This window comes from Streptomyces coelicoflavus, assembly GCF_003112555.1.
Lineage (GTDB): Bacteria > Actinomycetota > Actinomycetes > Streptomycetales > Streptomycetaceae > Streptomyces > Streptomyces coelicoflavus.
Genome location: NZ_BEWB01000002.1, coordinates 350,648 through 370,757, shown reverse-complemented (window position 1 = coordinate 370,757; position 20,110 = coordinate 350,648). Strand labels below are relative to the sequence as shown.

Sequence of the window (20,110 nt, the reverse complement as noted above, 5' to 3'; positions counted from 1 at the left end):
CAGCAGCGCTCGACAAAGGCCCGCTCGTCGTCTTGGTGGGCTCCCGACAAAGGGTGCGGGATACACCCGGTCGCGGGTGACACCGGTCACCGAGAAGGTGAGGCGGGCGTCACCCGGGCGCACCCGCAAACGGAACGACGTATTCGGATGATCGCGTTCCGTGTCCAGTCCGTCCGCATCGTGGGCAGCCGCTGTCGCCGCGCGACACGAGACCGGAGACTGTGGGCGCTTTTGCCCTGCCCAGCCCCCACCCCAGCCCCACCCCAGCCCCACTCAGCCCCACCCTGCTCCACCCCCCACCGTCCCCATCCGCCCCCCCACGCATTGGACGAGCCGCTCCATGTCCAACAGCACCACCACCGAGGCGCCCCAGCAGCCGGCGGACGCCTCCCTCTCCCACGGCCTCAAGCAGCGCCACCTGTCGATGATCGCCCTGGGCGGCGTGATCGGCGCCGGGCTGTTCGTCGGTTCCGGGGCCGGCATCGCCGCCGCCGGGCCCTCGATCGTCGTCGCCTACACCGCCTCCGGCCTCCTCGTGATGCTGGTGATGCGGATGCTGGGCGAGATGTCCGCCGCGTATCCGTCGTCCGGTTCCTTCTCCGCGCACGCCGAGCGGGCGATCGGCCCCTGGGCCGGTTTCACCGCGGGCTGGGCGTTCTGGGTGCTGCTGTGCACGGCGGTCGGCCTGGAGGGCATCGGCGCGGCGCAGATCGTGCACGGCTGGCTGCCCGGTACGCCCGAGTGGGCGTGGGTGGCGCTGTTCATGGTGGTGTTCTGCGGGACGAACCTGGCCGCCGTGAAGAACTTCGGCGAGTTCGAGTTCTGGTTCGCCGCGCTCAAGGTCGGCGCGATCTCGCTGTTCCTGGTGCTCGGCGTGCTGGCGATCTGCGGCGTCCTGCCGGGCACCGACTCGCCCGGCGCCTCCCACCTGGGCGACTTCCTGCCCAACGGCGGCAACGGTCTGATCATCGGCCTGCTCGCCTCGGTGTTCGCCTACGGCGGCCTGGAGACCGTGACCATCGCGGCCGCCGAGTCGGAGAACCCGGTCAGGGGCGTGGCCAGTGCCGTGCGGACGGCGATGTGGCGCATCGCGCTGTTCTACATCGGCTCGATGGCGGTCATCGTGACCCTGGTCCCGTGGGACTCCCCCGAGGTCGTCGAGAAGGGCCCGTACGTCGCCGCCCTGGACGAGCTGGGCATCCCGGGCGCGGGTCAGCTCATGAACGTCGTGGTCCTGGTCGCGCTGCTCAGCGCGATGAACGCCAACATCTACGGCGCCTCCCGCATCGGCTACTCGCTGGTCGAGCGGGGCCAGGGGCCGAGGGTGCTGGGCCGGGTGTCGGGCGGGGTGCCGCGGGTCGCGGTGCTGGTCTCCTCCCTGTTCGGCTTCGGCTGCGTGCTGCTCAGCTACTGGCGGCCGGACGACGTCTTCTCCTGGCTGCTGAACATGATCGGCGCGGTCATCCTGGTCGTCTGGATCTTCATCGCCGCCGCGCAGCTGCGGCTGCGCCGCCGCCTGGAGCGGGAGGCGCCCGAGAAGCTGGTCGTGCGCATGTGGCTCTTCCCGTGGCTGACCTGGGTGGCGCTGGCCGGCATGGCCGCGGTGTTCGTGCTGATGGCCCGCGAGCCGGACACGCGGGTGCAGCTGTACTCGACGGGCGGGATGACGCTGGTCCTGGCGGCCGCGGGTTGTCTCCGGCAGCGGCGCCGGGCGGCCCGCCTCGGCTAGCCGCAGAGCCCGGCGCTCCACCGAGGGCCTCCGCACGGTCGTGTGCGGGGGCCCTTCCGTGTGTCGCGGCACGCCCCTCCACCCCTTTCCACCCTCTTGCTGTTAGCGTGCACTTGCAAGCCTTTTGCAATAAGAGGTCGGAGGGGATCCGCCATGTCCGTCTACACGCTTCCTGAACTGCCGTACGACTACTCCGCGCTGGCTCCCGTGATCAGTCCCGAGATCATCGAGCTGCACCACGACAAGCACCACGCCGCGTACGTCAAGGGCGCCAACGACACGCTGGAACAGCTTGCCGAGGCGCGGGACAAGGAGACGTGGGGCTCGATCAACGGCCTGGAGAAGAACCTGGCCTTCCACCTCTCCGGCCACATCCTGCACTCGATCTACTGGCACAACATGACCGGCGACGGCGGCGGCGAGCCCCTCGACCAGGACGGCGTGGGCGAGCTGGCCGGTGCGATCGCCGAGTCCTTCGGCTCCTTCGCCGGTTTCAAGGCGCAGCTCACCAAGGCCGCCGCGACCACCCAGGGCTCGGGCTGGGGCGTCCTCGCCTACGAGCCGCTGAGCGGCCGGCTGATCGTCGAGCAGATCTACGACCACCAGGGCAACGTCGGCCAGGGCTCCACCCCGATCCTGGTCTTCGACGCCTGGGAGCACGCCTTCTACCTTCAGTACAAGAACCAGAAGGTCGACTTCATCGACGCCATGTGGGCCGTCGTCAACTGGCAGGACGTGGCCAGGCGCTACGAGGCCGCCAAGTCCCGGACCAACACGCTGCTGCTGGCTCCCTGAGAGCCGGCCGCCCCCGGTCGTCCTGCCTCGTGATCGTCTTCTCAACCTTCACCGGGCGGGCGGAATGAGGGAAGCCCCCGCGAGGACGTGACTCGCGGGGGCTTTCCGTGCGGGAACGCCGCCTACAGGTTGCTGAAGTCCGGGCCCTTGGTGCGGGTCCGCTTGATCTCGTAGAAGCCCGGCACGGAGGCCACGGCGAGGGTGCCGTCCCAGAGCTTGGCCGCGTCCTCGCCCTTGGGTGCGGGGGTGACGACCGGGCCGAAGAAGGCGAGCTGTCCGCCGTCGGCGCCGGGCACGGCGATGACCGGGGTGCCGACCTCCTGGCCGACCTTGTCGATGCCCTCCTTGTGGGAGGCGCGCAGCTGGGGCTCGTAGGGGGTGTCGTCCCAGTGGTCCATCAGGGACTCGGGCAGACCGACGTCCTTCAGGGCGGCGGCGACCGTCTCCCTGCCCGGGCCCTCCTCCTGGTTGTGGATGCGGGTGCCGAGCGCCGTGTAGAGGTCGCCGAGCACCTCGGCGCCGTGCTCCTCCTGGGCCGCGATGACGACGCGGACCGGGCCCCAGGCCTTGACCTCCAGCATCTCGCGGTACTCCGCGGGCAGCTCGTCGAGCTTGTCCTCGTTGAGGACGGCCAGGCTCATCAGGTGCCAGCGGACCTCGATGTCCCTGACCTTCTCCACCTCCAGGACCCAGCGGGAGGTCATCCAGGCCCAGGGGCACAGCGGGTCGAACCAGAAGTCGACAGGCGTCTTCTCGGACATGTCTCTCCTCTTGAGGCGCGCGAGTAGCCGTTTGTCGGGGCAACCGACCGGCCGGCCCGCTCATTCCCGGCTGCCGCGCGTCAGGGGCGCATGGCAGGATCGGGGCTGTCCGCATACTGAACATCACCCGCAACACCACTCACATACCGAACACCACCCGAGGGAGTGCCGCCCGTGCCCGGTGAGAATCTGTCCCGCGACGAGGCCCGGGAGCGGGCCGCCCTGCTGTCCGTCGACGGGTACGAGGTGTCCCTCGACGTGCGCTCGGCCATCGGTGACGCCCGGGGCGAGGGGCCGCGCACGTTCCGGTCCGTCACCACGATCCGCTTCCGCTGCAACGAGCCCGGCGCGAGCAGCTTCGCCGACCTGATCGCCCCGAGCGTCACCGCCGTCTCGCTGAACGGCCGCGACCTCGACCCGAGCGAGGTCTTCGACGGCTCCCGGATCCTCCTGGAGGACCTGGCCGCCGACAACGAGCTGGTGGTCGACGCCCAGTGCGCCTACTCCCGCACCGGCGAGGGAATGCACCGCTTCGTCGACCCCGAGGACGGCGAGGTGTACCTGTACACCCAGTACGAGCCGGCCGACTCCCGCCGGGTGTTCGCGAACTTCGAGCAGCCGGACCTCAAGGCCCCCTTCCGCTTCGAGGTGCGCGCGCCCGAGGAGTGGACGGTGTGGTCCAACGGCGCGGGCGCACGCGCCGACGGGGTGTGGCGGTTCGCGGAGACGAAGCCGATCTCGACGTACATCACGTGCGTGGTCGCGGGGCCGTACCACTACGTCACGGACTCCTACGAGCGCGTGCTCGAGGACGGTACGCGGCTGGAGATCCCGCTCGGCGCCCTGTGCCGCAAGGGCCTGGCCCCGCACTTCGACGCCGACGACGTCTTCCTGATCACCAAGCAGGGCCTGGACTTCTTCCACGACCACTTCGACTACCCGTACCCCTTCGGGAAGTACGACCAGGCGTTCGTGCCGGAGTACAACCTCGGCGCGATGGAGAACCCGGGGATGGTCACCTTCCGGGAGGAGTACATCTTCCGCGGGAAGGTGACGCGGGCGTCGTACGAGGGCCGCGCCAACACGATCCTGCACGAGATGGCGCACATGTGGTTCGGCGACCTCGTGACCATGGAGTGGTGGGACGACCTGTGGCTGAAGGAGTCCTTCGCCGACTTCATGGGCGCGTTCGCCAACGTCAACGCGACCCGCTTCGAGGACGCCTGGATCACCTTCGCCAACCGCCGCAAGGCCTGGGCGTACCGCGCCGACCAGCTGCCCTCCACGCACCCGATCACGGCCGACATCCGTGACCTGGAGGACGCCAAGCTCAACTTCGACGGCATCACCTACGCCAAGGGCGCCTCCGCGCTCAAGCAGCTGGTGGCGTACGTCGGGCAGGACGCGTTCCTGGAGGGCGCGCGGCGCTACTTCAAGCGGCACGCGTACGGCAACACGCGCCTGGGCGACCTGCTGTCGGTGCTGGAGGAGACCAGCGGCCGGGACATGGCGGCCTGGTCGCGCTCCTGGCTCCAGACGGCGGGGGTCAACTCGCTGACCCCGCAGGTGCTGCTGAGCGCGGCGGGCACGGTCGACGAGCTGGCCGTGGTGCAGGAGGCCGCCGAGTCGCACCCCGAACTGCGCCCGCACCGCGTCGCGGTGGGCCTGTACCGGCGTACGGCCGAGGGCGCCCTGGAGCGGTACGCGCGTGCCGAGGTGGACGTCGAGGGGCCGCGCACGGTGGTCGCGGAGCTGGCCGGTGCCGAGGCGCCGGAGCTGGTCCTGGTCAACGACGACGACCTCACGTACTGCAAGACGCGGTTCGACGCCACCTCGCTGGCGACCCTGCGCGAGCACCTGGGCGCGCTGACGGACCCGCTGGCCCGCGCCCTGTGCTGGTCGGCGCTGTGGAACATGACGCGGGACGCACTGCTGCCGGCCCGGGACTTCGCCGGGCTGGTGCTGCGGTTCGCGGGCCGCGAGTCCGACATCGGCGTCCTGCAGATGCTGCACGCCTGGACCGGCTCGGCGCTGGTGCACTACGCCGCCCCCGACTGGCGCGGGACGGGCGGCCGGCTGCTCGCCGAGGGCGCGCTGCGCGAGCTGCGGGACGCGGCACCGGGCAGCGAGCAGCAGCTGGCGTGGGCGCGGTTCTTCGCGTCGGTGGCGTCCGAGGAGGCGGACCTCCTGGTGCTGCGGGGGCTGCTGGAGGGCACCGACAAGATCGACGGCCTCGACGTGGACCAGGAGCTGCGCTGGACCTTCCTCGCGCCGCTCGCCGCCCACGGCGGGGCCGACGAGGGTGTCCTGGCCGCCGAACTGGCCCGCGACGACACGGCCTCCGGCAAGCGGCACCAGGTCCGCTGCCTGGCCTCGCGGCCGTCCCCGGCGGTGAAGGCGCAGGCCTGGGCGCAGGTGGTGGAGTCCGACGCGCTGTCCAACGCGCTGGTGGAGGCGACCATCGCCGGCTTCGCGCAGCCCTCGCAGCGGGAGCTGCTCGCGCCGTACACCGAGAAGTACTTCGCGGCGATCGAGCGGGTGTGGGCCGAGCGGTCCATCCAGATCGGGATGGACGTGGTCCGGGGGCTGTTCCCGTCGCTGCGGGACTCCCGGGACACGCTGGACGCGACCGACGCGTGGCTGTCCGCGCACGAGGAGGCGGCGCCGGCGTTGCGGAGGCTGGTGCTGGAGGCTCGGGACGATCTGGCGCGGGCTCTGCGGGCGCAGGCCTGCGACGGGGGTGCGTAGGGGTTCTGTTGGTCGCCGGGTGCGGGTGCGTCGTGGCCTGTCGCGCCCACGCGGCGGAGCCGCACATCGACACGGCCCCGCACCCCTTCGGGGCGCCACAGTGCCCCGACGTGACATGAGCACCCTTGCTTTGGCCAACGGTTGAGCGTTCCGTCGTCGTTACGGAATTCGGGCAATGGCAGCCGTAACCCCTGGGCCGCACGGTGGCGGACCAGGGGTTTTCGGCATCCGAACACCCGTCCTTTAGGGCGGGCTTGTCCCGGTTCGGCGATGGGCTTGTAACAGCGGTTAAGGGGCGGATCGGGCGCGGGAAATTGCTGGTCATGACGCACAACACCCCGCTCTCCCCCCGCCCCCGCCCGCTTCACTCGCTGGCCGACGGCCGGCGCCGGCCGATGACGGTCGCCCAGTTGCGGGCGCACGGCGTCTCCGCCGCGGAGACCAACGAGCAGTGCCGGCCGGGCGGTCCCTGGCAGCAGTTGCTGCCGAACGTCGTCCTGCTGCACCCGGGCCCGCCGACCAGCGAGGAGCGTCTGCACGCGGTGCTCCTGTACGCGGCGCGGGACCGCGGCGCGGGCCCGGCCTCCGGTGCGGCGCCCGCGGTGTCCGTCTCGGTGCCGGTCCAGCCGGGCGCGGAGCACCCGCCCGTGTCCGCCTACGCGGAGGCGATGATCACGGGCCTGGCCGCGCTGACGCTGCACGGGTTCTCCGCCGCTCCCCCGCTGCCGTCCCTGGACGTGGTCGACGTCCTGGTCCCGCGCATGCGCCGGCTGCGGACCACGGGCTGTGCGCGCATCGTCCGCACGACGGCACTGCCCACTCCGGTGGAGCTGACCGGGGTCCCGGTTGCTCCGGTGGCGCGGGCACTGGCGGACGCGGTGGCGGAGCTGACCGATCCGGGCACCGTGCGCCGGCTGCTGACGGAGGCGGTGCGCGGCGGGCACTGCGAACCGGCCGCCGTGGTGCGGGAGCTGAACCGGGCCCGGCTGCTCAGCCGCCCGCACGTGGTGGACGCCGTGGACTCGCTGGTCGCGGAGGGGCGGGCGCTGGCGGAACAGCGCCTGTACCGGATGGTGCGCGAGCACGCCCTGCCGGAGCCGGTCTGGAACGTCGACCTGCGCCTGCCCGGCGGCCCCCACCTGGGTGGTGTGGACGCGTTCTGGCCCGAGCAGGCGGTGGCGCTGGAGCTGGACACCCGGGCGCACCGCAAGCAGGAGGACGACGCCGCCTGGGCGGAGCACGCCCGCAAGCGCGAGCACCTGGAGCGGCTCGGCATCACGGTCGTGCACCTCACCCCGCGCAAGCTGCGGGACTGCCCGGAGCACCAGGCGGCCGTCGTGCGTACGGCGTTGATGGCGGCCGGGGACCGGGAGCCCGCCGCGTACGTCGTGGTGCTGCCCCGGTAGCCCCGGTGGTCCCGTCGGGACGCCGGGACCACCGGGACGCCGCCGGATCAGTCGCCGCAGAACTCCGCGTCGATCACCGCGTCGCTGTCGCCCGACCAGTCGCCGTTGAAGTTGAGGGCGAGCGCGTGCCGGCCGTCCCGGGTCGTCACCGCCTCCGAGGAGGAGCCGTGGATGCCGCCGGCGTGGCCCCAGACGGTCACTCCGCAGTCGAGTCGCCGCTTGATCAGTCCGAGGCCGTAGGAGGCGCCCGGCCGCGCGGGGACCGTGGTGGTCATCTCGGCCAGCTGCTCGGCGGGTAGCAGCCGGCCGCGGAGCAGGGCGGTGTAGAAGCGGTTCAGGTCCGCCGAGCTGGAGATCATCTCCCCCGCCGAGCCGGCCAGGGACGGGTTGAGCCGCGTGACGTCGTAGGTCGGGTCCGCCGCCGTCCCGTCCAGCTTCGAGTAGGCGCGGCTGCTGGGCCGGGGCAGGGTGGTCCGGGTGCCCGGGACCGACGTGGCGCGCAGCTTGAGCGGGGCGATGATCCGGCGGCGCACCTCGTCGCCGTACGGGCGGCCGGTGACCTCCTCGATCACCATGCCGGCCAGGATGTAGTTGGTGTTGGAGTAGTTCCAGTCGGTGCCGGGCGCGAAGTCCGGCTCGTGGGCCGTGGCGATCGCCACCAGCTGCCGCGGCGTCACCGTGTCGTAGCGGTGCTCGAAGAAGCCGTCCCGGGTGAAGTAGGTGCGGGCGAAACCCTCGTCGGACGTGACGTTGTAGATGCCGCTCGTGTGGTTCAGGAGCTGGCGCAGGGTGACGCGCTTCCCGTCGTTGCCGTTGCCCTCGACCACGCCGGGCAGCCACTCGTCCACGGTGTCGTCCAGCGAGAGCCGGCCCTCGGCCTCCAACTGGAGCACGACGGTGGCGACGAACGTCTTGGTGATGCTCCCGACCCGGTAGCGGTCCCGCTCGGAACGCGGCTCGCCGGTCCTCAGGTCGCCCACTCCGGCGGTCCCGGACCAGGTGCGGTGGCCGTCGCGGGCGGTGGCGGTGACACCGGGTACGCCGTCCGCGACCGCTGCCTCCAGGGCGCGGCGGGTCGCGTCGTGGCCGTCGGTGACCGGGGGCGCCGCGGCCGGGGCGGCCAGTGCCGGGGCGGTCAGTGCCGCCGACAGCGCCAGGGCGCAGGCCGCCACCAGGGTGGTTCGTACGCGTGCGGTCATGTCTTCCCCGTCCTCTGTGTCCTTCGTGTCCTCTGCTGCGTTCTGCTCGGTCCGGGGGGAGAGACCCGGCGGGCGGCGGGAAGGTTGCCGGGTCCGGGAGGGTTGAGCACCTTTCGGCCCTCCGCCACCACGGTTGTCACGGGCCGCCCCTTGTGTCCGCGGTGGCGTATGGCGGAAGTACGCCATGACTCCATCCCGTCCCGGACAACTCTCCCCAAACGGTGTCCCCTTGCGTCAGGCTGAGCGGTCGTCCGGGATCGGATTCCGGACCGTTTCGGCCGGGACCGATCGGTTCCGGTCGAGCCGCGTGTTCCTTCCTCCGCACGTTCCTTCCTCTACAAGGGATGCCGATGACCAACAGCCCCCAGCGGGAACCGATACCGGGCGCCAGACGCGCGGCGCGGATCGTCCTGGCCACAGGTCTCGTCGCCGCGCTCGCCGCGGTCGGGCCGGTGCCCGTGGCCCTCGCCGCCGACGGCCCGGCGGCGACCGCGCCGCCCGACGGCACCTCCGTCAAGTCCGCCCACGACAAGCTCGGTTCCGGCGACGCGGACCTGCTCGCCGAGGCGAAGGCCGACGGCGAGAAGAACGTCACGATGATGGTCGCCACCGCGCCGGGCCGGACCGAGCAGGTGGCGAAGGAGCTGGACGGGGTCGCCGGCGGCACCGTCGGCCGCACCTACGACGAGCTGGGCTACGTGCGCGCCACCGTGCCCACCGCCAAGGCGGACTCGGTCATCGCCGCCGCCGCCAAGCTCTCCTCCGTGGACGGCATCGACCTGCGCGACGAGATCCCGCTCGACGACCCGACGCCGAGCGCGGACACGGCCGAGGGCGCCGCGTCCCACAAGGGCCGGAACCACTACCGCGGCCCGAACCGCTGGACCCCGGCGAAGAACCCGTACAACCCGTCCTTCGAGACGGGCGCCGTCGACTTCGTGCGGAAGCACCCGAAGTCGGACGGCCGCGGCGTCACCATCGGCATCCTCGACTCCGGCGTCGACCTCGGCCACCCGGCGCTCCAGAAGACCACCACCGGCGAGCGCAAGATCGTCGACTGGGTCACCGCCACCGACCCGGTGGTCGACGGCGACCGCACCTGGCGCCCGATGACCACCGCCGTCTCCGGCCCCACCTTCACCTACGGCGGCGAGACCTGGACGGCGCCCGCGGGCTCGTACCGGGTCAGCACCTTCCTGGAGTCGTACACCACCGGCGGTGATGCCGCGGGCGACGCCAACCGGGACGGCGACACCACCGACTCCTGGGGCGTCCTGTACGACGCGAAGGCCGGCACGGTCCGCGTCGACCTGAACGACAACCACGACTTCTCCGACGACACCCCGATGAAGCCCTACAAGGACGGCTTCCAGGTCGGGTACTTCGGCACCGACGACCCGAAGACGGACGTGGCCGAGCGCCAGCCCTTCGTCGTCGAGATCCGCAAGGACGTCGTCGTCAACTCCGCGGGCGCCAAGGCCGACTTCGTCAACATCGGCGTCATCGAGTCCGAGCACGGCACGCACGTCGCCGGACTCGCCGCCGCCAACGGGCTGTTCGGCGGCCGCATGGACGGTGCCGCGCCCGGCGCGCAGATCGTGTCGTCCCGCGCGTGCACGTGGAGCGGCGGCTGCACCAACGTCGCGCTCACCGAGGGCATGATCGACCTCGTCGTCAACCGGGGCGTCGACATCGTCAACATGTCGATCGGCGGCCTGCCCGCCCTCAACGACGGCAACAACGCCCGCGCCGAGCTGTACACCCGGCTCATCGACACCTACGGCGTCCAGTTGGTCATCTCGGCGGGCAACTCCGGCCCCGGTGCCAACACCATCGGCGACCCGGGCCTCGCCGACAAGGTGATCTCGGTCGGCGCGTCCATCTCCCGCGAGACCTGGGCCGCCAACTACGGCTCCCAGGTGAAGACCAAGTACCAGATGATGCCGTTCTCCTCGCGCGGCCCGCGTGAGGACGGCGGCTTCGCGCCGACGCTGACCGCGCCCGGCGCGGCGGTCAACTCCATCCAGACCTGGATGCCCGGCGCCCCGGTCCCCGAGGCGGGCTACGACCTGCCCGCCGGCTACGGCATGCTCCAGGGCACCTCGATGGCCTCCCCGCAGGCCGCGGGCGCCTCCGCGCTGCTCCTGTCGGCGGCGAAGCAGGCCCGCATCGACCTCACCCCGGCGAAGCTGCGCACGGCGCTGACCTCCACCGCCGACCACATCAGGGGCGTGCAGGCGTACGAGGAGGGCGCGGGTCTGATCGACGTCCCCGGCGCCTGGAAGTCGATCCGGCGCGGCGCCACCGCCCACGAGTACACGGTGAAGGCACCGGTCGACACCGCGATCGACCAGTTCCTCGAGACCCCGGGCCACGGCACCGGCCTGTACGACCGCGAGGGCGGTCTGAAGGCCGGGCAGAAGAAGACGTACGAGATCACGCTCACCCGCACCACGGGACCGGACCGGGCGGTCCGGCACGAGCTGGACTTCGAGAACAACGCCGGTCACACCTTCCGCGTCGTGGGCCGGGACGAGGTGCGGCTGCCGCTGAACGAGCCGGTCACCGTCGAGGTCGAGGCGCGGCCCGGCTCCGCCGGTCTCAAGAGCGCGATCCTGGAGGTCGACGACCCGCGCACCGAGGGCGTCGACCAGCAGGTCCTGACCACGGTCGTGGTCTCCGCCCCGCTGAAGTACGACTTCTCCGCGAAGGGTTCGGTGCAGCGCAACAGCACCGAGTCCTACTTCGTGACCGTCCCCGAGGGCGCGAAGTCGCTTGAGGTGGCGATCGGCGGGCTCAAGGGCGGGAGCCAGACCCGGTTCATCTCCATCCACCCGTACGGCGTCCCGTCCGACAACACCTCCACGCCGTACTGCTACAACAACTACCTCGACGGCAACGGCTGCCGTCCCGACGTGCGCGCGTACGCCGACCCGCAGCCCGGCGTCTGGGAGGTCGAGGTCGAGGCCCGGCGCACCTCGCCGCTGCTCGACAACCCCTACCGGCTGGACGTCACCGTGCTCGGCGCGGTCTTCGACCCGGAGGTCGTGACCGTGCCCGAGGCCAAGGCCGGCACCCCGGCGGACGCCTCCTGGACGGTGACCAACGAGTACGCCGCCCTGGAGGGCAAGCTGGTCGGCGGCCCGCTCGGCTCCTCCGAGACGTCCCGCCCGACGATCGAGCAGGGTGGGACGGCCACCTCCACGGTCGAGGTGCCCGAGGGCGCCGAGTCGCTGGACGTCGCCATCGGGGGGGTCTCCGACGCGGCCGCCGACCTGGACCTGACGGTCTACGGCGAGGACGGCGCGGTCGTCGCCCAGTCCGCCGACGGCGACTCGGAGGAGTCGGTGTCCATCACGAAGCCGGCCGCCGGGACGTACACCGTCGAGGTCGCGGGCTACTCGGTGCCGTCGGGCAGCACGGAGTACGACTACCGGGACGTGTACTTCTCCGCCGGTCTCGGCTCGGTCACCGTGGACGACGCGGCGACGGTGCGGCTCGGCACGGGCGACTCGGCGACGGTGACGGGCAGCGTCACGGCCCTGGCCGCCGCCCCGGAGGGCCGTGAGTTCTTCGGCCGGGTCCAGCTGGTCAACGCCCACGGCACGGTCGCGGGCCTGGGCAGCGTGCGGATCGGGAAGGTCGTGCCGTAGTCCGGTGCGGTACGGGGAGGGGCGGGCGCGCCGGCTTGGGCGCCCGCCCCTTCCGCTTGCTCCCGGCGGTGGGTCAGTCGCAGGTGAGGGTGCGGGACTCGGGGAGGGAAGCGGTGATCCAGGTGCGGGCGGTGGCGATGTTCCGGTCGCCGGTGATCACCGTGTCGGCGGTGGGCCGGTCCCTCAGGACGCCGACGAGGACCCGGTCGCCGGGGGCGAGGCGGGCCAGGCCGTCGTCCAGGACGAACGTCGTCGTCGGGCCGGTGCCGCCCCCGGGCACGTGGGCGCGGGTCACCCGAAGCGTGATCCGGTGCCGTGCGGCGCCCGGCACGGGTTCGGCGGCGGTCACCGTGCCCTCGGCGACGAGACGGGCGCAGGCCAGGTAGCGGGGGGTGCCGAAGACGAGGGCCGCCTCCTGGCCCGCGCTCGGGTTCCCCGGCCGTACCGCGGACTTGTCGGCCGCGCTGCCGCCCGCCGTGTCGTCGGTGGCACCGCTGCCGCTCTGCACGACCAGCCAGCCCAGGCCCGTGACGACCACACCCGCGCAGGCCGCCGCGAGGACGCCCAGGGCGAGGCGGAAGGGGCGGCGGCGCGGCGCCGGGACCGGGGCCGGAGCGGGGCGGTCCTGCGGAACGGCGTCGCCCAGGGCGTCGCCGAGCAGGTCGAGCTGCTCCCGCAGCAGCGCGACGTCGGCGGTCGCCGACCGGTACTCGCCGTGGGCGTCCGGCCCCGCGTCCGGCGGCAGCGGCTCGCCGGTGATCGCGGCCATCAGCGCGTCGTACCCGTCGTCGTACCCACCGGGGTGCTGTTCGGCGGCCATCTCACACCACCTCGTCCTCGTGCAGGCGGGCGCGCAGGGCCCGGACCGCCGTGTGCAGCCTGCTCTTGACCGTGCCCTCGGGGATGCCCAGCTCCTCGGCGATGCCGCGTACCGGCAGGTCGGCGTAGAAGCGCAGGACGAGGACCTGGCGCTGGGCGTCCGGCAGCTCGTCCAGGCCCTGCACGACGGCGAGGGACAGGACGCTGGCGTCCTCGTTGCCGGGGTGCTCCGTCTGGCGCAGCGCGGCCAGGCGTTCCCCGAGCCGGTCCTGGCGGCGCCTGGCCCGGTGCCAGTCCATGGCCAGGTTGGAGGCGACGACCGCCGCCCAGGCGGACACGTCGCGCGGCGCCTCGCGGCCACTGGCCGTCCGCTCCAGCAGCCGCAGGCGGACCTGCTGCACCCCGTCCGGCAGGTCCGCCTGCGGCACCCCGCCGAGCGCGAGCACCGCCCGCACCCGGCGTTCCTGCGCCGCGTCCAGGGGGTCGTCGCGTACGTCGTCCCCCTGGCCGCGGCGGGCCCTTCTGCGCAGCAAAGCCATTTCCTCCCCCGGCCACGTTTCCCCTACGACGCGCGAGGGGCCCGAAACGTTCGCCCGGACGGCCGCCTTTCCGCGCGAGGCGTACGTCACATCGTCGTGTGGGGCGGGAAGGGATGGGCAGGGGCGGACCGAGCCATCGCGTCCCAAGGTGCGGGAACACCGTGCAAAGGATTGGACAGGCGGGCCGGGCATCGCCCCATGATGGAAAAGTCTCGGCCGAGCAAAGCGCGCGTGAAGACACGCGCACAAACGGAGAAGGAGCCACCGTGAGGGTCGGAATCGTCGGAGCCACCGGTCAGGTCGGCACGGTCATGCGCAGGATCCTCACGGAGCGCGACTTCCCCGTCACCGAGCTGCGCCTGTTCGCCTCGGCCCGCAGCGCCGGCAAGGAGCTGGACGGCGTGACGGTGGAGGACGCGGCCACCGCCGACTACTCCGGCCTGGACATCGTGCTCTTCTCGGCGGGCGGTGCCACCTCCAAGGCACTGGCCGAAAAGGTCGCCTCGCAGGGCCCGGTCGTGATCGACAACTCCTCCGCCTGGCGCCGCGACCCCGAGGTTCCGCTGGTGGTGTCCGAGGTGAACCCGCACGCGATCGCCGACCGCCCCAAGGGCATCATCGCCAACCCGAACTGCACCACGATGGCCGCGATGCCGGTGCTGCGTCCGCTGCACGCGGAGGCGGGCCTGGAGGCCGTCGTCGTCGCCACCTACCAGGCGGTGTCCGGTTCCGGGCTGGCCGGTGTGGACGAGCTGTTCGAGCAGGTCCAGAAGGTGGGCGCGGACGCCCCCAAGCTGACCCACGACGGTTCGGCGGTCGAGTTCCCGAAGCCGGACAAGTACGTGGCCCCGATCGCGTACAACGTGCTGCCGCTGGCCGGGTCCATCGTCGACGACGGTCTGCACGAGACGGACGAGGAGCAGAAGCTCCGCCACGAGTCCCGCAAGATCCTGGAGATCCCGGAGCTGAAGGTGTCCGGCACCTGCGTGCGGGTGCCCGTCTTCAGCGGCCACTCCCTTCAGATCAACGCCCGCTTCGCCCGCCCGATCAGCGTGGAGCGCGCCAAGGAGCTGCTGGCCGGCGCCCCCGGCGTCGCGCTCACCGAGGTACCGACCCCGCTGGAGGCGGCCGGTCAGGACCCGTCCTACGTGGGCCGCGTCCGCCAGGACGAGACCGTGGACCACGGCCTGGCCCTGTTCGTCTCCAACGACAACCTGCGCAAGGGCGCGGCCCTGAACGCGGTGCAGATCGCGGAGCTGGTGGCGGCGGAGCTGAAGGGCTGACGCCCCGGGGCTAGCCCCGCCTGACCTCGTAGAGGAAGCAGCCGTACTCGACGGCCCGGACGTGGACGAACGCCACGGCCGGGTCGTCGAGCGCTTCCTGGAGGGCGGGCGCGAAGTCGTCGCCGGATCCGACCAGGCGTCCGCCCAGGATGCGTCCGTCGGCGGAATAGCGGCGGACGGTGCGGTGCGCGTTGGTGAAGGCGAGGCCGTCGCCGTCCGGCCCGGCGCACTCCTCGGCGTGGATGAAGACGGGCCCCTGCTCGTCGTAGGCGCCCGGGTCGGCGCCCGTTTCCGCCGCCCAGCGGCGCAGCGGGGCGTAGGAGACGAGGGCGACGCGCTCCCCCGCGCGGCTGCGGCGCAGGCAGCAGCGCAGGGGTGCGCCGCCCTCGTCGTCGGTCACGGGTGCGGGGACGCGGCCCGCGTCGTCGGCGGCGCGGAGTTCCTCGAGGGCGGCCCGCGGGACGGGACGTGCGGTGTAGCGGTTCATGCGGTCCAGGCTCGCGCGCGGGAGGCCCGGGTACCGGCGGGAAACGGACATCGCGTTGGGCGCGGTTCACGTGGAAGGATGGCGCAACCCACACATAACGAGGAGATGACCGCGTGCCTGGCACAAACCTGACTCGCGAAGAGGCGCGGCAGCGGGCGACGCTGCTGACCGTTGACTCGTACGAGATCGATCTCGACCTCACCGGCGCGCAGGAGGGCGGCACCTACCGGTCCGTGACCACGGTGCGCTTCGACGTCGCCGAGGGCGGCGGCGAGTCCTTCATCGACCTGGTCGCGCCGACGGTCCACGAGGTGACGCTGAACGGCGACGCCCTCGACGCCGCCGAGGTGTTCCAGGACTCCCGCATCGCCCTGCCGGGCCTGCTGCCGGGACGCAACATCCTGCGCGTGGTCGCCGACTGCGCGTACACCAACACCGGCGAGGGCCTGCACCGGTTCGTCGACCCGGTGGACGACCAGGCGTACCTGTACACGCAGTTCGAGGTGCCGGACGCGCGCCGGGTCTTCGCTAGCTTCGAGCAGCCGGACCTGAAGGCGACGTTCCAGTTCACCGTGAAGGCCCCCGAGGGCTGGACGGTCGTCTCCAACTCGCCGACGCCCGAGCCGAAGGACAACGTCTGGGAGTTCGAGCCGACCCCGCGCATCTCGTCGTACATCACGGCGCTGATCGTCGGCCCGTACCACTCGGTGCACAGCGTGTACGAGAAGGACGGCCAGTCCGTGCCGCTCGGCATCTACTGCCGTCCCTCGCTGGCCGAGCACCTCGACGCGGACGCGATCTTCGAGGTCACCCGGCAGGGCTTCGACTGGTTCCAGGAGAAGTTCGACTACCAGTACCCGTTCAAGAAGTACGACCAGCTCTTCGTGCCGGAGTTCAACGCGGGCGCGATGGAGAACGCGGGCGCGGTGACCATCCGCGACCAGTACGTGTTCCGCTCGAAGGTCACGGACGCCGCGTACGAGGTGCGGGCGGCGACGATCCTGCACGAGCTGGCGCACATGTGGTTCGGCGACCTGGTCACCATGGAGTGGTGGAACGACCTGTGGCTGAACGAGTCGTTCGCCACCTACGCCGAGGCCGCCTGCCAGGCCGCCGCGCCGCGGTCGAAGTGGCCGCACTCGTGGACGACGTTCGCCAACCAGATGAAGACCTGGGCGTACCGGCAGGACCAGCTGCCGTCCACGCACCCGATCATGGCGGACATCAGCGACCTGGACGACGTGCTCGTCAACTTCGACGGCATCACGTACGCCAAGGGCGCCAGCGTCCTCAAGCAGCTCGTCGCCTACGTCGGTGAGGACGCGTTCTTCCGGGGCGTGCAGGCGTACTTCAAGCGGCACGCGTTCGGCAACACCCGCCTGTCCGACCTGCTGGGCGCGCTGGAGGAGACCTCCGGCCGCGACCTGAAGACCTGGTCGAAGGCGTGGCTGGAGACGGCCGGCATCAACGTGCTGCGCCCGGAGATCGAGACCGACGCCGACGGTGTCATCACCTCCTTCGCCATCCGCCAGGAGGCCCCGGCCCTGCCCGCCGGCGCCAAGGGCGAGCCCACCCTGCGCCCCCACCGCATCGCGATCGGCGCCTACGACCTCGACGGCGCCGGCAAGCTGGTGCGCGGCGACCGCGTCGAACTGGACGTGGACGGCGAGCTGACGGCCGTGCCGCAGCTGGTCGGCAAGCCCCGCCCGGCGGTGCTGCTGCTCAACGACGACGACCTGTCGTACGCGAAGGTCCGCCTCGACGAGCAGTCGCTGGCCGTGGTCACCGAGCACCTGGGCGACTTCACGGAGTCCCTCCCCCGCGCCCTGTGCTGGGCGTCGGCGTGGGACATGACCCGGGACGCGGAGCTGCCGACCCGGGACTACCTGTCGCTGGTGCTGTCCGGCATCGGCAAGGAGTCCGACATCGGTGTCGTGCAGTCGCTGCACCGCCAGGTGAAGCTGGCCATCGACCAGTACGCCGCCCCGACCGCCCGCGAGGCGCTGCTGACCCGCTGGACCGAGGCCACGCTGGCCCACCTGCGGGCCGCCGAGGCGGGCAGCGACCACCAGCTGGCGTGGGCGCGGGCGTTCGCGGCGACGGCCAGGACCCCGGAGCAGCTGGACCTCCTCGACGCGCTGCTCGACGGCACGAAGACCGTCGAGGGCCTGGCCGTCGACACCGAGCTGCGCTGGGCGTTCGTGCAGCGCCTCGCGGCCGTGGGCCGGTTCGGCGGGTCGGAGATCGCGGCCGAGTACGAGCGGGACAAGACCGCCGCCGGTGAGCGGCACGCGGCCACCGCGCGGGCGGCCCGCCCGACCGAGGCGGCCAAGGCGGAGGCCTGGGAGTCGGTCGTGGAGTCCGACAAGCTGCCGAACGCCGTGCAGGAGGCGGTCATCGCCGGCTTCGTCCAGACCGACCAGCGCGAACTGCTGGCGGCGTACACGGAGCGGTACTTCGAGGCGCTGAAGGACGTCTGGGGGTCCCGTTCGCACGAGATGGCCCAGCAGATCGCGGTCGGCCTGTACCCGGCGGTGCAGGTCTCCCAGGAGACCCTGGACCGCACGGACGCGTGGCTGGCCTCCGCCGAGCCGAACGCGGCCCTGCGCCGGCTGGTCTCGGAGTCCCGCTCCGGCGTCGAGCGCGCGCTGAAGGCCCAGGCGGCGGACGCGGCGGCGGCCGAGTAGGCGGTCGGTCCGTCCGTTACGGACGAGGGGGCGCCCGGTGTCACACGGGGCGCCCCCTCTGCGCGTGCTCGGGGGCAGGGGCGCGGGACCGGCCGTACCGACGTGCGGCTCCGCCGCGTGGGCTTCAGGCGGCGCGCCCCTCCGCCGCCGCCCGCAGGGCCGTGAGGACGGTGGCGACCGCGGGGGCGTCCTCCGCGCCCTTGCGCATGGCCGCGACGACGTGCCGGACGGGGCGGTCGACGTGCAGTTCGCGCATCACCACCCCGTCGCGGGGCACGGCCGCCATGCGCGGCACCAGGGCGACGCCCATGCCCGCCTCGACCATGGCGAGGATCGCCGGCCAGCCGGCCGCCGCGTGCCCCTGGTACGGCCGGAACCCGGCGGCCTCGCAGGCGCCGCGGGTGATGTCGGACCAGGGGCCGCTGCCGCCGAAGATCCACGGTTCGGCGGCGAGGTCGGCCAGCCGCAGCCGCTCCGCGCGGGCCAGCGGGTGGTCGCCGGGCAGGGCGACGTCCAGCGGGTCGGCGAGCAGCGGGACACGGGTGAAGCGCGGGTCGACGGCGCTCGGCGCCTGCGCGGCCAGCGACAGCGCGAGGTCCACCTCCCCGGCGGCAAGCAGCTCGTACGCCTCCTGCGCCTCGGCCTCCCGCACCCGCACCGCGATCCCCGGGCGCGTGGCGCGCAGGGCGGTGACGGCCGGTACGACGAGGGCGGGCACGGCGGTGGAGAAGGCGCCGACCCGCACCTCGCCGGCCTCGCCCCGGATGTGCGCCGCCAGCTCGGCGTCGGCGCGCTCCAGTTGCTCGAACACCGCCTCGGCGTGCCCCAGCACCAGCCGCGCCGCGTCCGTCAGCCGGACCCTCCTGCCGTGGGCCTGGAGCAGCTCCACGCCGAGCTGCCTGGAAAGGTTGGTCAGCTGCTGGGACACGGCGGACGGCGTCATGTGCAGCGCCTCGGCCGTCGCGGTCACCGTGCCCCTCTCCCGCAGCGTCCGCAGGATCTGCAGCTTGCGGATGTCCCAGTCGGCCATGACGGCAACCTACCGGCGCGCCCCGCGGCCTACCGGCGGGCCCCCGCGCCGAGGACGACGCCGCCGAGGATCAGCGCCATGCAGCCCGCCTGTGCCCAGCCGGTCGGCTCGGCGAGCAGGGCCCACGACAGCAGGGCGACGCACACCGGCTGGAGGTAGTAGACGACCCCGGCGCGGGAGGGGCCGATCAGGGAGACCGCCTTGTTCCAGGCGAAGAAGGCGACGGCGGAGGAGGCGACGCCGACGTACAGCAGCGGCCAGACGGTGCCCGCCGTCGGCCGGAAGCCGCCCTGGACGGCGAGGCTGACGCCTTGGGCGGGCAGCAGCAGGACGGTGCCGACGAGGAACGTGGTGAACAGGAACCCGGCCCCGTCCAGCCCCTCGGGCCTGCGGCGCAGCAGTGCGCTGTACGACCCGAAGCAGCAGGCGGCGGCGATCATCCACAGGTCGCCGGCCGAGAAGGACGCCCCGTCGCCTCCGACGAGCAGCAGGACGCCGGCGCAGGCGACGACCAGCCCGGCGATCCGGCGGGCGCCGAGCCGGACGCCGCCCGCCCGCTCGTACAGGGCCATGAGCACCGGGGACGCCGCCATGATCATGCCCATGTTGGCGGCGGGGGTGGTGACGCCGGCCTGGTTGACGAGGGTGTTGTAGACGGTCACGCCGAGCAGGGAGGCGAGGACCACGAAGCCGAGGTGGCGCCGGATCAGCGCGCGCTGCCGCCAGGCCCGCCGGGCGCCGAAGGGGGCGACGACGGCGAGGGCCACCACCCAGCGCCAGAACGCGTGCTGGACGGGCGGCACGCTGTCGCCGAGGGCCCGCGAGGTGACGAAGCTGCCGGACCAGACGACGGTGGCGACCACGGCGAGCGCGAGACCGAGGGCGGCGGGCGCCGTCGGCCGCGCCGCCGGGGCGGTCGTCCGTCCGGAGCTGCTCCGGACGGTGGTCCGGCGGGCGGCTGTGGCCACGAAGGT

The 20,110-nt window shown here is 72.6% G+C and carries 14 protein-coding genes; 7 read left to right on the top strand and 7 right to left on the bottom strand.

What is annotated here, in order from left to right; genetic code table 11:
• The first annotated feature begins 340 nt into the window (after nucleotides 1-340).
• Both Sco07f_RS01905 and Sco07f_RS01900 read left to right on the top strand, forming a co-directional pair.
• Nucleotides 341-1,729, top strand: coding sequence for an amino acid permease (locus Sco07f_RS01905; RefSeq protein WP_108986753.1), 1,389 nt, complete (start codon nucleotides 341-343; stop codon nucleotides 1,727-1,729).
• Nucleotides 1,730-1,882: 153 nt separating this feature from the next.
• On the top strand, nucleotides 1,883-2,524 hold the full coding sequence (locus Sco07f_RS01900) for a superoxide dismutase (protein ID WP_108986752.1): 642 nt from the start codon (nucleotides 1,883-1,885) through the stop codon (nucleotides 2,522-2,524).
• A 122-nt stretch (nucleotides 2,525-2,646) separates the two neighbouring features.
• Here the strand turns inward: Sco07f_RS01900 and Sco07f_RS01895 are convergent, their stop codons facing one another.
• Nucleotides 2,647-3,285, bottom strand: a complete 639-nt coding sequence (locus Sco07f_RS01895; protein ID WP_007449840.1) for a mycothiol-dependent nitroreductase Rv2466c family protein — start codon at nucleotides 3,283-3,285, stop codon at nucleotides 2,647-2,649.
• 174 nt (nucleotides 3,286-3,459) lie between these two features.
• On the opposite strand from Sco07f_RS01895, the gene pepN (Sco07f_RS01890) reads away from it, so the two are divergent.
• Nucleotides 3,460-6,033 carry an aminopeptidase N gene (gene pepN / locus Sco07f_RS01890; protein ID WP_167467991.1) on the top strand — a complete coding sequence of 858 codons (2,574 nt, stop codon included), beginning with the start codon at nucleotides 3,460-3,462 and terminating at the stop codon, nucleotides 6,031-6,033.
• Nucleotides 6,034-6,356: 323 nt separating this feature from the next.
• Entirely contained in the window at nucleotides 6,357-7,439 is a 1,083-nt protein-coding gene (locus tag Sco07f_RS01885) for a hypothetical protein (protein WP_167467990.1), read from the top strand.
• A gap of 47 nt (nucleotides 7,440-7,486) precedes the next feature.
• Here the strand turns inward: Sco07f_RS01885 and Sco07f_RS01880 are convergent, their stop codons facing one another.
• Entirely contained in the window at nucleotides 7,487-8,638 is a 1,152-nt protein-coding gene (locus tag Sco07f_RS01880) for a serine hydrolase domain-containing protein (RefSeq protein WP_108986750.1), read from the bottom strand.
• Between the two features lie 350 nt (nucleotides 8,639-8,988).
• On the opposite strand from Sco07f_RS01880, the gene Sco07f_RS01875 reads away from it, so the two are divergent.
• Nucleotides 8,989-12,291: a S8 family serine peptidase gene (locus Sco07f_RS01875; RefSeq protein WP_108986749.1), complete on the top strand. Its 3,303-nt coding sequence runs from the start codon at nucleotides 8,989-8,991 to the stop codon at nucleotides 12,289-12,291.
• Between the two features lie 73 nt (nucleotides 12,292-12,364).
• Here the strand turns inward: Sco07f_RS01875 and Sco07f_RS01870 are convergent, their stop codons facing one another.
• Nucleotides 12,365-13,111 (bottom strand): hypothetical protein, encoded by a 747-nt coding sequence (locus Sco07f_RS01870; RefSeq protein ID WP_108986748.1) that lies wholly within the window; start codon nucleotides 13,109-13,111, stop codon nucleotides 12,365-12,367.
• Between the two features lies 1 nt (nucleotide 13,112).
• Nucleotides 13,113-13,649 (bottom strand): RNA polymerase sigma factor, encoded by a 537-nt coding sequence (locus Sco07f_RS01865; protein ID WP_167467989.1) that lies wholly within the window; start codon nucleotides 13,647-13,649, stop codon nucleotides 13,113-13,115.
• A gap of 266 nt (nucleotides 13,650-13,915) precedes the next feature.
• On the opposite strand from Sco07f_RS01865, the gene Sco07f_RS01860 reads away from it, so the two are divergent.
• Nucleotides 13,916-14,932, top strand: coding sequence for an aspartate-semialdehyde dehydrogenase (locus Sco07f_RS01860; RefSeq protein WP_007449879.1), 1,017 nt, complete (start codon nucleotides 13,916-13,918; stop codon nucleotides 14,930-14,932).
• Between the two features lie 10 nt (nucleotides 14,933-14,942).
• On the opposite strand, the gene Sco07f_RS01855 is transcribed toward Sco07f_RS01860, so the two are convergent.
• Nucleotides 14,943-15,419 (bottom strand): DUF1203 domain-containing protein, encoded by a 477-nt coding sequence (locus Sco07f_RS01855; RefSeq protein WP_042826190.1) that lies wholly within the window; start codon nucleotides 15,417-15,419, stop codon nucleotides 14,943-14,945.
• Nucleotides 15,420-15,532: 113 nt separating this feature from the next.
• Between Sco07f_RS01855 and pepN (Sco07f_RS01850) the strand changes: the two genes are divergently transcribed.
• Nucleotides 15,533-18,106 (top strand): aminopeptidase N, encoded by a 2,574-nt coding sequence (gene pepN / locus Sco07f_RS01850; RefSeq protein WP_108986746.1) that lies wholly within the window; start codon nucleotides 15,533-15,535, stop codon nucleotides 18,104-18,106.
• A gap of 124 nt (nucleotides 18,107-18,230) precedes the next feature.
• Here the strand turns inward: pepN (Sco07f_RS01850) and Sco07f_RS01845 are convergent, their stop codons facing one another.
• A complete protein-coding gene (locus tag Sco07f_RS01845; RefSeq protein WP_108986745.1) occupies nucleotides 18,231-19,136 on the bottom strand; it encodes a LysR family transcriptional regulator in 906 nt (301 codons plus the stop codon).
• 29 nt (nucleotides 19,137-19,165) lie between these two features.
• Complete coding sequence (locus tag Sco07f_RS01840) at nucleotides 19,166-20,104, bottom strand: DMT family transporter (RefSeq protein WP_007449542.1); 939 nt, start codon at nucleotides 20,102-20,104, stop codon at nucleotides 19,166-19,168.
• Nucleotides 20,105-20,110 lie beyond the last annotated feature (6 nt).

Bases quoted from the DNA above. Each gene is read 5' to 3' on its own strand.
- Sco07f_RS01905 (WP_108986753.1), top strand. From the start codon at position 341: ATGTCCAACAGCACCACCACCGAGGCGCCCCAGCAGCCGGCGGACGCC.
- Sco07f_RS01900 (WP_108986752.1), top strand. From the start codon at position 1,883: ATGTCCGTCTACACGCTTCCTGAACTGCCGTACGACTACTCCGCGCTG.
- Sco07f_RS01895 (WP_007449840.1), bottom strand. From the start codon at position 3,285: ATGTCCGAGAAGACGCCTGTCGACTTCTGGTTCGACCCGCTGTGCCCC.
- Sco07f_RS01885 (WP_167467990.1), top strand. From the start codon at position 6,357: ATGACGCACAACACCCCGCTCTCCCCCCGCCCCCGCCCGCTTCACTCG.
- Sco07f_RS01880 (WP_108986750.1), bottom strand. From the start codon at position 8,638: ATGACCGCACGCGTACGAACCACCCTGGTGGCGGCCTGCGCCCTGGCG.
- Sco07f_RS01875 (WP_108986749.1), top strand. From the start codon at position 8,989: ATGACCAACAGCCCCCAGCGGGAACCGATACCGGGCGCCAGACGCGCG.
- Sco07f_RS01870 (WP_108986748.1), bottom strand. From the start codon at position 13,111: ATGGCCGCCGAACAGCACCCCGGTGGGTACGACGACGGGTACGACGCG.
- Sco07f_RS01865 (WP_167467989.1), bottom strand. From the start codon at position 13,649: ATGGCTTTGCTGCGCAGAAGGGCCCGCCGCGGCCAGGGGGACGACGTA.
- Sco07f_RS01855 (WP_042826190.1), bottom strand. From the start codon at position 15,419: ATGAACCGCTACACCGCACGTCCCGTCCCGCGGGCCGCCCTCGAGGAA.
- Sco07f_RS01845 (WP_108986745.1), bottom strand. From the start codon at position 19,136: ATGGCCGACTGGGACATCCGCAAGCTGCAGATCCTGCGGACGCTGCGG.